Source organism: Mammaliicoccus sp. L-M44, from assembly GCF_022386355.1.
In the GTDB taxonomy this organism is placed as follows: Bacteria; Bacillota; Bacilli; order Staphylococcales; family Staphylococcaceae; genus Mammaliicoccus; species Mammaliicoccus sciuri_A.
The window spans coordinates 119,872-132,819 of sequence record NZ_JAJNIU010000004.1 but is presented as its reverse complement, the minus strand read 5'-3'; the positions used below and the strand labels follow the sequence as shown (position 1 = coordinate 132,819).

Below are 12,948 nucleotides of genomic sequence, written 5' to 3'. Positions count from 1 at the left end.
TACTATGATATTATCTAATGTCTTTGACAATTTTGCCATCTATTGAAACGACTTTAATTTTATTTGGATCCTTTAATACTTTGATATCTTCTAAAGGATTTTGATCTAGTAAAATGAAGTCTGCTTTTTTGCCTACTTCAATTGTACCTAAGTCTTCGTCATAACCTAAACATTCAGCAGCTGTCTTAGTAGACGAAACAATGGCTTCCATTTCTGTCATGCCGTGTTCAACCATAAGCTCTAATTCTCTTAAATTAGTTCCATGTTTGAATACACCTGCATCAGTACCCATTGCTATTTTCACGCCAGCTTGATGTGCTTTTTTAAAGCTATCAATATGGTCTTGCATGACTTGTTTAGATTTCTTAATAGAATTTTCACTCATACCTAATTCTTCGGCAAATTCTATAACGGAAAGAGGTGCGAGTAATGTAGGTACGAGGTACATTTCTTTTTCTTTCATTAATTGAACAGCTTCATCATCTAAATAGATACCATGCTCAATTGAATGAATGCCTGCTTCTATACATTGTTTAACACCTTGCAAACCTTGAGCATGTGCCATAACTTTTCGATTATTTCTAAATTGAGCTTCTTCTACAATGACTTTTAATTCTTCTAATGAGAATTGCGTATAATCTGGATGGTCAGTTGCACTTGTTACGCCACCAGTTGCATGTACTTTTAATACATCAGCACCGGCTCTTAACATTTCGCGTGCTTTTTTACGAACTTCATTGACACCATCACATATGCCACTCGGTAAACCAGGATAGCCATCTTGCAAAATAGGTAGTTGTATACCAGATTTAGTATAACTGTCCCCATGACCCCCTGTAATGGTTAATGCGTTAACACTTATTTGTAAACGTGGTCCGAGTATTAAACCATCATTCACAGCTTCTTTTAAACCTAAATCTGCGCCTAAAGCATCTCGAACGGTTGTAACACCTGCATCAACTGTTCGTTTTAAATGATCAATTGCTTTGTAGAAGTTATATGAAAAAGGTGTAGCCAATCTTCTCTCTAAAGGTTCCATTTCCAACATAACATGTACGTGACTATCGATCATACCTGGTAATAGATATTGACCATTTCCTTCTATTATATTGTCGCCATTTAAATGAGTACCAATTTCAGAAATGACATGATTTTCAATCTTTATATCAACACATCGTTGAATGTCTTTTCCAGTACCGTCTATTAAATTGATGTTTTTTATAATCATATCTATGTCCTCCTCAATTACTTAATAAAGTTCATTAATATAGATGTTAAAATAACGGATGCAACTGTAACGGTTGTAAATCCACCAATAATCATCGGGCTTAATAACTCGTTAAATACATCTTCTCTGTCTTCCTCATTATCAGTAACAGATCGACTGACTTCTTCACATAAAATAAAATCACCTGGGAAACCATACAATGCGGTTAAAGCAACAGGTAATGCTTTAGTAGGTTTCCAACCAATTAATTTAGCACCGATAAATCCGCCAATTAAAATACCAATTGTACCTATAACAAGAATAGATAAAATAGCAGGTAAGAATTCCCATAAATCATGTGGTTTAATGCCACCCATAGAACCGATAACGATTAAAATGATAATAACCATCATAATTGTGAATGATTGATTACGTTCCAGTTCTTTTTGTTCAAACAATCCAATTTTCAAACCGATAACACCAAATAATAAACTGACGAGTGTGAAATGAATGCCTGTTACTTCGCCAATCATGAAGGCAATACTTGCTAAGAAGAACATAATAAAGAGTCTGATAACATTGTTTTGAAGTAACGGATTCTTATTAAATATCGTTTCTTTCTTAGGTTCATTTTTGTTAGAAATATTAGCGACATTTTTGTCTGTATGTCTATTCGCTAAGTAATATTTTGAATAGCGCTTCATAAGAATAGAACTTAATGGCATACCGATAACGCCTTGAAGGGCCTGCACGATAGCGGGTAAAACAATTAAATTTGCTAATCCTAAATCTTGAAGCTTTTCGACTGTGATGAGCAGCGCGACGATACCTCCAGCAATAGGTCCAACACCTGAAGCAGCAGTACGGAAATCAAATAGGAGTGTAACGAAGACTAATATTAAGATTGTAGAACCCAATATACCCAATATTGATATAACAACTGCTTTCCATTGTGATTTAAGTATATGAAGCGGCATCATTGTACCCATATGCATGATAACTGGTGCAATAATAAGCGCACCTAGCGAAGGTAAAATGGCATTATCTAATATCTTTTCAGGTAAGACGCCTACCCATGATAAAAGCAAATAACTGACCATTGCCGTTAATAACATTGGTACACGAGCCTTTGTAAGATAAGATATAATTTCCCCGAGAACGATTAATGCGAATAGTATTGTTGCTGAAATAAGCGGTTCACTAACCATTTGCATTCCCTCCTTTTTAAAGTTAATAGTCAAACTTTAGCATATCTAAATCAAGAAGTTAATAGTATTTTCTAAAAATTTAGAATATATAGATAAATATCACACTATTAATTGTATTCAATATATAACAAGAATTTAAATATTATTCGATGGTATATAACATTTGTTCAATAAAAAACAGTAAACACGTCATATGACGATGTTTACTGTTTATTAGAGTTATTCATTTGAAGTAGATTGCTTGCGATGATTCAAATAATAAATAACAAGCAATAGTACAATCCATAAAGGTGAGTACATTAATGCTGTACGTGTATCATTTGCAAAGAACAAAATAACTAATACAAATACAAAGAATATTAATGCAAGATATGATCCAATCACACCGAATGGATTTTTGAATTTAGATTTTTCGTGTAAAGATTTGTCTTCTTTTCTAAATTTGATATAACAAATTAAAATGATAGACCAAATAAAAATAAAGAATATCGTAGCCAATGTCGTAACGAGTGTAAATACGTCATCTGGTATAAAATAATTTAATATCGCAGCGAAGAATAATACAACACCTGAGAATATCAATGCTGGATAAGGTACACCACGTTTATTTGTCTTGCTTAACCCTTCAGGCGCATGACCCGTTTGACCTAAACCATAAACCATACGACTATTACTGAATAATCCACTGTTTGCAGCACTTGCAGCTGAAGTTAACACGACAAAGTTAACTATTCCCGCAGCAGCTGGAATACCAGCTAATACAAATAAATTAACAAAAGGACTTTCAGCAGGATCAATTTTATTCCATGGTGTGATACTCATAATGATTAATAAACTTAATACATAGAAAATTAAAATACGAATACCGATAGAATTAACCGCTTTAGGTAAATTCTTTTCAGGATCTTTCGTCTCACGAGCTGTTACACCTACAAGTTCAATTCCTACAAAGCTAAATACTGCCATTTGGAAAGCCAGTAAGAAGCCCATAGCACCATTTGGGAAGAAACCATTATGGCTATATAAATTATGAAATCCAGATTGAATACCTGTGCTAGATTTAAAACCATTAAATATCATCCATAAACCAATGACAATTAATAATATAATGGCGATAATTTTAATGAGTGCAAACCAAAATTCGACCTCACCAAATAATTTAACAGTCATAAGATTTAAACCTAATAGAATAACAACTGTTGCAATTGCAGAAACATATGCAGGAACATCAGGATACCAAAACTGAATATACTTAGCCACAGCCGTAATATCCGCTATTCCCGTTGCAACCCAACAAAACCAATACGTCCATCCAGTTAAAAATCCGAATAAAGGACCTAAATAATGTTCTGCAATATCAATGAAAGAATTATAGTTACTATTTGAAAGTAATAATTCCCCTAAGGCTCTCATCATAATAAATAAGAAAAAACCAATAATAATATAAACTAATAAAATAGATGGACCCGCTAGTGAAATACTCTTACCAGCCCCAAGAAAAAGACCGGTACCAATCGCGCCACCAATAGCAATTAACTGAATATGCCGATTAGACATACTTCTTTTTAACTCATGATTTTCCATTTTTAATTCGCTCTCCTTAAACACAATAAAACATATGTAAACAATAAGATTTATAAAACAATATAAAAAGCATTATACTACGATTATTTGTATTTTGCATATTAATATAAATAAATGTTTCTGTTCCACTAGTAGAGGAAAATGATTATATCGATATGTAAGCGTAACCAAAATATAATGAAAATATATTCGAAAGGGGAAATCAAGATGAAAAATATTTTATTAGCATGTTCAGCGGGAATGTCTACAAGTTTATTAGTAAATAAGATGGAAGAAGCAGCAGTAGCGGATGGAATTAAGGTGAATATCAAAGCAATGTCTAGTGATAACGCATTTCATTCTTTAGATGAGTATGATGTGTTATTAATAGGACCACAAATGAGGTTTATGAAGAAAAAATTTATGAAAGCAGCTGAAGAAAAGGGACTAGAATTACCAATTGAAACAATAGATTCTGTAAGTTACGGAAGAATTGATGGGGAAGGCGTTCTTAAACAGGCATTAAAATTATTAGGGGAATAGGTGATAAAAATGCAAAGCACTTTTATGGAGAAGTTAGAAGATGTTTTACTGCCAATTGCAGATAAGTTAAATAATAATAAGTATTTAGCATCTTTACGTGATGGCTTTATGGTTGCACTACCTTTAATTATATTTGGTTCTATATTTGTTGTAATTGCTAATTTTCCATTTTTAGATAAATTACTTTCTGAAAGCCAATATACAGCATGGCAAAATGCTGTGGGTCCAGCATCTGCAGCGACGTTATCAATAATGGGGCTTTTTGTAATATTGGGAATAGGATATAAGTTAACTGAGCGAAATGGGTTAGAAGGAATATATGGTGCTGTAACTGCATTAAGTGCAGTACTTATTTTAACACCTCAAGTTGTAGGTAAAACTGAAGGCGTTATTCCTACAGAAATATTAGGTGCTAAAGGTATGTTTTTAGGAATTATTGTTTCTATAATTACTTCAGAGTTATATAGCTATTTTACAAAGAAGGAAATAACAATAAAAATGCCTAAAGGTGTACCTGACCAAGTATCTAAATCATTTAGTGCACTGTTACCAGTAGCATTTACTTTAACTATATTTTTGGTAATAAGAATCTTAATTGCCTTAACACCTTTTAATACATTACAAGATTTAATCTATACAATTGTTCAAGAACCTTTAACTGCCTTAGGTAAAGGACTTCCTGCAACAATTATTGCGGTTTTATTTATTCAGATATTTTGGTTCTTCGGATTGCACGGCCAGATTATTGTGAACACTGTATTTGATCCAATATGGTATTCATTAAATAATGAAAATTTTGAGGCATTCCAAAAAGGAATTGAGTTACCTAATATCATTACAAAGCAATTTATAGATACATTCTTAGTTGGTATGGGAGGAACAGGTGGAACGATAGCAGTCGTAATTGCAATTTACTTAATTTGTAGAAGTAAACAAAATAAAGAAATTGCTAAATTAGGAACACCAGCATCCATTTTTAATGTGAATGAACCGATTCTATTTGGTTTACCTATCATAATGAATCCTTTAGTAATAATTCCTTGGATTATATCACCAGTGATTGTAACTATTGTAAGTTATTCAGCTATGTATACAGGTATAGTTCCGAAACCTTCTGGCGTTATCGTACCTTGGACTACTCCAATATTTATAAGTGGATATTTAGCAACTGGTAATGCATGGCAAGGTGCAGCATTACAACTTGTAAATCTAATTATTACATTTATTATTTGGTGGCCATTTTTAAAATTATTAGATAAAAACTATTTAAAGCAAGAAATAGAAAAATAGTATAAGGACGGAGGAATATACAATGGCAACCTCAATTAATGAGATAGCTTTTCAAATTATTTTATATGGAGGAAATGGGCGTTCATGTGCAATGGAGGCTATACAATATGCAAAAGAAAGAAATTTTGAAGAAGCAACAGGTCTTATTAAAGAAGCGGAACAAGAAATTAATAAGGCTCATAAATTTCAAACTGAATTGTTACAAAATGAAGCGCAAGGAACAGAAAGTGAATTGAATTTGTTATTAATACATTCTCAAGATCATTTAATGAATGCAATTACTGTAAAGGATTTAGCGAATGAAATGATAGATCTATATAAGGAGATGAAATCATGACTCAATATAAATTTCCAAAAGACTTTTGGTGGGGAAGTGCAGCTAGTGCAACACAAACGGAAGGTACAAAAACAATAAATGATCAAACTATTTGGGATAAATGGTTTGAAGAAGAACCAAATCGATTTTTTGAAAATGTTGGTCCTAATAAAACGTCAGATTTTTATAATAAATTTGAAGAAGATATTTATTTAATGAAGGAAACAGGACATAATTCATTTAGATTATCTATATCTTGGACCCGTTTAATAAATCAAAGTAGTAATAAAATTAATGAAGATGCAGTTCAATTTTATAATAAAGTTATAGATAGCTTAATTGAAAATAATATTGAACCTTTTGTGAATTTATATCACTTTGATATGCCATATGAAAAGCAAAAACAAGGTGGTTTTGAATCACTTGAAGTTGTAGAACGATATGTAGAATACTCGAGAAAGTGCTTTGAGTTATTTGCCGATCGAGTTAAGTATTGGTTTACATTTAATGAACCAATAGTACCAGTTGAAGGTGGATATTTATATAATTTCCATTATCCAAATATTGTAGATGCTAAAAGAGGATTTCAGGTTGCGTATAATACTATCCTTGCTAATGCTAAAGTAATTAAAGAATATAAGGAATCAGGGTATGATGGAAAAATTGGGATTATCCTAAATTTAACACCATCTTACCCAAGAAGTAAAAACGAAGCAGATGTTAAAGCTTCCGAAATTGCAGATTTATTTTTTAATAGAAGTTTTTTAGATCCTGTAACAAAAGGATACTATCCAGAGCAATTAGTAGATATTATAAAACATCATGATCTATTACCAACTTTTACACAAGATGACCTTGAAATTATAAAAAATTATACAGTAGATTTATTAGGAGTAAATTATTATCAACCTAGACGGGTAAAAGCTAGAGACACTTTGCCAAATCCTAATTCCCCATTCTTTCCGGAATATTACTTTGAAAATTATGAAATGCCAGGTAGAAAGATGAATCCATATCGTGGTTGGGAGATTTATCCTAAAGGGATTTATGATATTATGATTAATTTGAAGGATAATTACAGTAATATAGAAAGTTTTATTTCAGAAAATGGTATGGGTATTGAAAATGAATCGAGATTTATCGAAAATGGTAAAATAAATGATACCTATAGAATAGATTTTGTGAAATCACATTTAATATGGTTGAATAAAGCTATAGTAGAAGGTGCAAATTGTAGAGGATATCATATGTGGACTTTTATGGATAATTGGTCTTGGATGAATGCATATAAAAATAGATATGGTTTTGTATCTATTGATCTTGAAACAATGGAAAGAACAATTAAAGAAAGTGGAAGATGGTTTAAAGAAGTTTCTTCAAGTAATGGTTTTACAGATTAATCTGTAATATATATACAGAACTACTAGGAGAGAGCGTGATGGAAACCAGACACCTCAATATAGTAAAGATATTGTATCAACATCAGCACGAATATATGAATAGTATATCCATAGCCAAACTTTTAGGGTGTTCGTCTAAAACTATTCGAGAAAACATAAAGGTTATCAATGAAACGAGTAAAGAAAATGGGTTCGTAATCTTTATAAAAAAATCGAAAGGCTATCAATTAAATATTACTGATGAGGGTAAGTTTAATTATTTTTTAAATGAGCGTTTTTTAAAAGATGAAAACTTAAATTTCAATAATCAAGATAGCAGAATTAGATTTATCATGAAAAAATTACTTCTTGATAATCATTATACAAAATTAGAATCTCTGAGTGAAAGCTTGTTTGTCAGTGTGGGAACTTTAAAGAATGACATGATTGAAATGAAGAGAGTTTTAGCTCGTTATGAAATAGAAGTAGTCAGTAGACCAAATTATGGAATGAAGTTAATTGGCAAAGAATTTCAGATAATATATGCAATAGCAGAGTTTCTATTGAATAATCAGCACTTAAACATTGGATTTACTGAAGATGATATTTCCAGTGTAAAGTCATATCTTGTGAAGTTACTTAGAAAATACCAAATTGAGATACCTGAAGTTAAACTTGATAATCTTGTAACACACATTAACATTGCGATAGTTCGAATCAAAAATCAACTGATGGTTGAACAGCAATTCCAAATTGATGATCTTCCATTAACAAATGAATTGAGTCAATTTTTTGATGAACTTATACTGTTTGTTGAAAAAAGATTTGATTTGACATTGCCTATAAAAGAAAAAGATTGTTTATATATCCATTTTGTTACTACTGGAATTATGAATGAAGGTAATATGATACAAAAAAATAATGTTATTGATAGTATGATTACACATATGTTAGATCATATAAAACTTATTTTTTATTTAGACCTAATTACGGATAATACACTTAAGAAAAATTTATATTTACATTTGAGTACATCAATAAATAGATATAAATACAAGATGAATATTAGAAATCCAATGTTAAATGAAATCAAAAAAAATTATCCCTTCGCATTTGATATTGCTTTAGTGGCTAGTAAAATGATTGAAAAAGACTTGAAAGTGCAAATTTCAGAAAGTGAAGTTGGTTATTTAGCATTGCACTTTGAAATGGCTCTCAATAGAATTGAAAATGAAAAAGAAAAGTTAAAGGTTATACTAGTTTGTAACTCCGGATTAACGAGTTCTCAATTAATTAAATATAAGTTAATCCAAAATTTTGGTAATCAAATTCAAATTACTGAAATTATAGAATTATACAATATTCAGAGGGCTCAACTTGAGCATTCAGATTTAATAATTTCAACAGTACCAATAAATGATGATGTCAGTTTACCAATACTTTATGTTAACCCTATTATGTCACAGCAAGACTCAGACAAAATTCAACGTTATATAGATTTAAAAGATTCTCGACACTCAGAAGAACTAATAGAAATTATTGAATTAAATAAAAAAATAAACAGTAAAGATGAGTTGTTGGAATACTTAGGTAAACAACTTAAAAACAAGAATTTAATTCACAATAATTTTATCGATAGTGTAAAAGAAAGAGAATATCATGCTTCTACAGCTTATGGTAATCTGGTGGCCATTCCACATCCACTAATGCCTTTAGCTAAACAAACTTTTATTTATATAATAACGATGGATAAACCAATTGCTTGGGAAGATAAAGAAGCACAAATTATTTTTTGTTTAGGATTGAAAAAGAATACTACGATTAATTTAGAAAAAGTGTATCAAAATCTTTCTGAAATAATAAATGATTATTCTAAAGTATTAAAACTATTAGAGGCAGATTCTAAAGAATCTTTTAAAAAAATATTTTCACCTTAAATTTAAGAGTAAGCTTACATTACATAACTTGTGATGTAAGTTTACTCATTTTTTGTACTTATAATTATTTGATATAGAATAAGAATAACTTAAACAAAGGAGGAGATTTCTTATGTTAACAAGTATCTTACAACCGATCGTAGATTTGATTACAGCTTTAGGTCTTTAATTTAAATTGGATTTATTTTTTAACTGTATATGCAAACAAAGGGGTCAGTACATAGTGCTGTAAGTACTAAATAAGCCACCAATTCGTATTTTGTGAATTGGTGGCTGTTTTATTTAATAACAATAATTGACCAATATGGTCGATAGCGTTATGATGTAGTCGACCGAACTGGTCTAATATGTTTCGGAAGGTGTATATGATGAATGATGCATTTTATAATTTAGATGATGAAAAGCGTCAAAAAATAATCAATTCAGGGCTGATGGAGTTCTCTAATTATGGATATCAACAAAGTTCTACGAATCGTATTGTTGAAAATGCTGGTATTGGTAAAGGGATGCTTTTTTATTACTTTAAAAATAAAAAAGGATTATTTAAATTTCTTGTGGATTATTCATTAGATTTCATTGAGGAATATTATTTTAAACAAATTGATACTTCTGAGAAAGATATTTTTAATAGGTTAGTTAAACAAGCGAAGATTAAATCTAATTTAATGACGATTCATCCTCATATGTCGAAGTTTTTAACGAAAATTGTTCTGGAGGAATCTGAACATCATTATATATCTGAAGAACAAGATCAACATATTAAACAATTACAAAGTAAAGTTCAAAATGCACTATTTGAAGATTTAGATAAGGATCTTTTTAAAGATAATTTAAATGTTGAAATGTCTATCAATATTATAAAGTATTCGATTGACGGTTTAGCAGAATCTATGAAGACACGAATAACGCATCAAATGATTGAGCAGAATGATTATCAAAGCTTTTATGATGAATTCGATTTGTATATAAAGGAAATGCGTAAAATCTTCTATAAGGATCGTGATTAATATGACATTGTTAAAAGTAAATAATGTTACGAAGACGTTTGGTAAATTTAAAGCTTTAAACGGTGTGAATTTCACTGTTGAAGAAGGAGAAATATTTGGGTTTATCGGTCCAAATGGTTCTGGGAAATCTACGACCATTAAAGCGATTTTAGGCATGCTTAAGCCTGATTCTGGCAATATTGTGGCATTTGATAAAGATGCTTGGAAAGATGCGGTTCAAATTCATAAACAGGTTGCCTATGTTCCAGGTGATGTTAATTTGTGGCCAAACTTAACAGGTGGAGAAGTGATAGATTTATTTCTCAAATTAAGTGGCACTAAAAATGATGAAAAAAGAGATGAACTGATTAAAAAATTTGATTTAGACCCTACTAAAAAATGTGGGTCATATTCTAAAGGTAATAGACAGAAAGTCGCACTTATCGCTGCATTTACAACAGATGCACAACTTCTTATATTAGATGAACCGACATCTGGATTGGATCCTTTAATGGAACAAGTATTCCAATCATGTGTGTTAGAAAAGAAAAAAGAGGGCAAAAGTGTTCTACTATCGAGTCATATATTAAGTGAAGTAGAAAAACTATGTGACCGAGTCGGCATTATTAGAAAAGGTGAAATCGTAGAAATGGGCACGTTGGATGATTTGAGACATCTCACGAGAATGCATTTCGTCGTTCAGTCTAAAGAAGCTTTAACAGATTTAGACGAGCAAGAAGGTGTACATGATATTTCTAAAGAAGGAGAAATATATCATTTTCAAGTGGATTCGGAGAAAGTTTCTAATATTATTAAATATTTAAGTCGATTTGAGTTGTTGAAATTAGAAAGTATGCCACCTACATTAGAAGATTTATTTATGAGACATTATGGTGTGAATATTGAAAGAGGTGAGTAATATGAATAATCTCTTTAGCGGTGTTGGTCAATTAACGTTGTTTTACCTCAAGACACATAAATGGAAAATGCTGTTTTCGATATTAGGTATTGTCGTTTTAACAGTTATCATACCACCAACATTTAAAAGTATGTATCCACACCAATCAGATATGCAACCAATTGTTGAAACTTCCAAAAACCCTGCAATGGAAGCAATGTTAGGGCCAGGACAATTTGAACAAGTATCAATTGGTGTGTTATTTACACACGAGATGTTACTATTTACAGGTATTCTCGTTGCAATAATGAGTATTTTACTTGTTTCAAAAAGTACAAGAGGAGATGAATCTGCAGGTCGTATTGAAATGATTCGAGCATTGCCAGTTGGAAAAGTATCACCTCTCGTAAGTGCACTTATTGAGATGATAATTGTGAACATCATGATAACCATTTTGATTATGGTGATATTACCTTTCATGAATATTGATAGTGTGGATTGGCAAGGTTCAATCGTGTATGCAGCTTCATTAGGATCAATTGGTATTCTATTTGGTATGATGACAGCTATATTCTCACAGTTAACTGAAACAAGTAGTAGTGTTACGGGCTATAGTATTACAGTACTACTCTTAAGTTATTTAGTGAGAGCTGTTGGTGACGTCATCAATGAAGATATTTCTATGATTTCACCTCTAGGATGGATTACAAGAACGTTTGCGTATTCTGAAAATAATTGGTGGCCAATCGTCATAACTTTGATAACGGCTATTATATTCTTAATGATAGCGATGATACTTTATTTCAGAAGAGATATAGAGTCTGGCCTACTGCCTTCTAAACCTGGTAAAAAAACTGCACATAAAATATGGCTATCTCCACTCGGTTTACAACTTAAATTGTATAAAGTAGGGCTTATTTCCTGGGCAATAGGAATGTTTGTATTTGGCGCTTCATATGGATCAGTATTTGGTGAGTTAGATGATTTTATTAAAGATAACGAAATGTTGCAGCAAATGGTAGCTGGTAAAGGTGATCATTATATAGAAGCATTCTTACCTACTTTAATGATTATAATGGCAATTGTATCAACTATACCTGCACTGTTAAGTTTATACAAAATAAAAAACGAAATAGATACTCATCGTATAGAACTTATAATGTCTCGACCTATTTCAAGAATTAAATTGTTGAGTAGCTATTTAGTTGTTTCATTATTTAATGCTATCTTTATGATTTTTATAGCTGCATTCGGTTTATATATTGCCCAAGCATCTGTGTTAGATGATCCATCTAGTTTTTGGACAATTATAAAGGCAGGGATTGTTCATATACCAGCCATTATATCTTTTGTAGCACTCGGTGTTGTACTTTTAGGAGGGTTTAATAAAGGGCATTTTATCGTTTATTTATATTTAACTTATACATTTTTCGTCGTTTACTTAGGACAATTGTTAAATATTAAAGAATGGTTAAAAGATATAACGCCATTTCATCATATTCCTGAAATACCTGTTGAAGATATGAATTATTCGGGTATAAGTATATTAATCATCTTATCTGTAGTGCTCATCATAATTGGATTTATTGGGTTTAAACGAAAAGACATTTCATAAAGGGAG

The 12,948-nt window shown here is 31.0% G+C and carries 11 protein-coding genes; 8 read left to right on the top strand and 3 right to left on the bottom strand.

Annotated features, from left to right (window positions below; genetic code table 11):
- Nucleotides 1-10 precede the first annotated feature (10 nt).
- The 3 genes from LQ611_RS03540 to LQ611_RS03530 all read right to left on the bottom strand — a co-directional run bounded on the left by LQ611_RS03540 (nt 11) and on the right by LQ611_RS03530 (nt 3,999).
- Nucleotides 11-1,228 (bottom strand): metal-dependent hydrolase family protein, encoded by a 1,218-nt coding sequence (locus LQ611_RS03540; RefSeq protein WP_107565886.1) that lies wholly within the window; start codon nt 1,226-1,228, stop codon nt 11-13.
- Nucleotides 1,229-1,245: 17 nt separating this feature from the next.
- Nucleotides 1,246-2,415: a hypothetical protein gene (locus tag LQ611_RS03535; protein WP_107565885.1), complete on the bottom strand. Its 1,170-nt coding sequence runs from the start codon at nt 2,413-2,415 to the stop codon at nt 1,246-1,248.
- Between the two features lie 219 nt (nt 2,416-2,634).
- Nucleotides 2,635-3,999, bottom strand: coding sequence for an amino acid permease (locus LQ611_RS03530; RefSeq protein ID WP_107565884.1), 1,365 nt, complete (start codon nt 3,997-3,999; stop codon nt 2,635-2,637).
- Between the two features lie 207 nt (nt 4,000-4,206).
- On the opposite strand from LQ611_RS03530, the gene LQ611_RS03525 reads away from it, so the two are divergent.
- The 8 genes from LQ611_RS03525 (at nt 4,207) to LQ611_RS03490 (ending at nt 12,942) form a co-directional block, all read left to right on the top strand.
- Nucleotides 4,207-4,521, top strand: a complete 315-nt coding sequence (locus LQ611_RS03525; RefSeq protein ID WP_103360929.1) for a PTS sugar transporter subunit IIB — start codon at nt 4,207-4,209, stop codon at nt 4,519-4,521.
- A 9-nt stretch (nt 4,522-4,530) separates the two neighbouring features.
- A complete protein-coding gene (celB, locus tag LQ611_RS03520; RefSeq protein ID WP_103360928.1) occupies nt 4,531-5,811 on the top strand; it encodes a PTS cellobiose transporter subunit IIC in 1,281 nt (426 codons plus the stop codon).
- A 22-nt stretch (nt 5,812-5,833) separates the two neighbouring features.
- Nucleotides 5,834-6,148, top strand: a complete 315-nt coding sequence (locus LQ611_RS03515; protein WP_103360927.1) for a PTS sugar transporter subunit IIA — start codon at nt 5,834-5,836, stop codon at nt 6,146-6,148.
- The gene (locus LQ611_RS03510) at nt 6,145-7,527 is read left to right on the top strand and encodes a glycoside hydrolase family 1 protein (RefSeq protein ID WP_107596680.1); all 1,383 of its coding nucleotides are present in this window, start codon (nt 6,145-6,147) and stop codon (nt 7,525-7,527) included. Before LQ611_RS03515 ends, LQ611_RS03510 begins: the two co-directional genes overlap by 4 nt.
- Before the next feature lie 38 nt (nt 7,528-7,565).
- Nucleotides 7,566-9,443, top strand: a complete 1,878-nt coding sequence (locus LQ611_RS03505; RefSeq protein ID WP_239703088.1) for a BglG family transcription antiterminator — start codon at nt 7,566-7,568, stop codon at nt 9,441-9,443.
- A 365-nt stretch (nt 9,444-9,808) separates the two neighbouring features.
- Nucleotides 9,809-10,450, top strand: coding sequence for a TetR/AcrR family transcriptional regulator (locus LQ611_RS03500; RefSeq protein WP_158258736.1), 642 nt, complete (start codon nt 9,809-9,811; stop codon nt 10,448-10,450).
- Between the two features lies 1 nt (nt 10,451).
- Entirely contained in the window at nt 10,452-11,348 is an 897-nt protein-coding gene (locus tag LQ611_RS03495) for an ABC transporter ATP-binding protein (RefSeq protein ID WP_107596678.1), read from the top strand.
- A 1-nt stretch (nt 11,349) separates the two neighbouring features.
- The gene (locus tag LQ611_RS03490) at nt 11,350-12,942 is read left to right on the top strand and encodes an ABC transporter permease (protein ID WP_239709345.1); all 1,593 of its coding nucleotides are present in this window, start codon (nt 11,350-11,352) and stop codon (nt 12,940-12,942) included.
- The last annotated feature ends 6 nt before the right edge of the window (nt 12,943-12,948 follow it).

What these genes read in the sequence shown, in the direction of transcription:
- LQ611_RS03510 (WP_107596680.1), top strand. Translation starts at nt 6,145, where the DNA reads ATGACTCAATATAAATTTCCAAAAGACTTTTGGTGGGGAAGTGCAGCT.
- LQ611_RS03515 (WP_103360927.1), top strand. Translation starts at nt 5,834, where the DNA reads ATGGCAACCTCAATTAATGAGATAGCTTTTCAAATTATTTTATATGGA.
- LQ611_RS03540 (WP_107565886.1), bottom strand. Translation starts at nt 1,228, where the DNA reads ATGATTATAAAAAACATCAATTTAATAGACGGTACTGGAAAAGACATT.
- celB (WP_103360928.1), top strand. Translation starts at nt 4,531, where the DNA reads ATGCAAAGCACTTTTATGGAGAAGTTAGAAGATGTTTTACTGCCAATT.
- LQ611_RS03530 (WP_107565884.1), bottom strand. Translation starts at nt 3,999, where the DNA reads ATGGAAAATCATGAGTTAAAAAGAAGTATGTCTAATCGGCATATTCAG.
- LQ611_RS03490 (WP_239709345.1), top strand. Translation starts at nt 11,350, where the DNA reads ATGAATAATCTCTTTAGCGGTGTTGGTCAATTAACGTTGTTTTACCTC.
- LQ611_RS03495 (WP_107596678.1), top strand. Translation starts at nt 10,452, where the DNA reads ATGACATTGTTAAAAGTAAATAATGTTACGAAGACGTTTGGTAAATTT.
- LQ611_RS03525 (WP_103360929.1), top strand. Translation starts at nt 4,207, where the DNA reads ATGAAAAATATTTTATTAGCATGTTCAGCGGGAATGTCTACAAGTTTA.
- LQ611_RS03500 (WP_158258736.1), top strand. Translation starts at nt 9,809, where the DNA reads ATGATGAATGATGCATTTTATAATTTAGATGATGAAAAGCGTCAAAAA.
- LQ611_RS03505 (WP_239703088.1), top strand. Translation starts at nt 7,566, where the DNA reads ATGGAAACCAGACACCTCAATATAGTAAAGATATTGTATCAACATCAG.
- LQ611_RS03535 (WP_107565885.1), bottom strand. Translation starts at nt 2,415, where the DNA reads ATGGTTAGTGAACCGCTTATTTCAGCAACAATACTATTCGCATTAATC.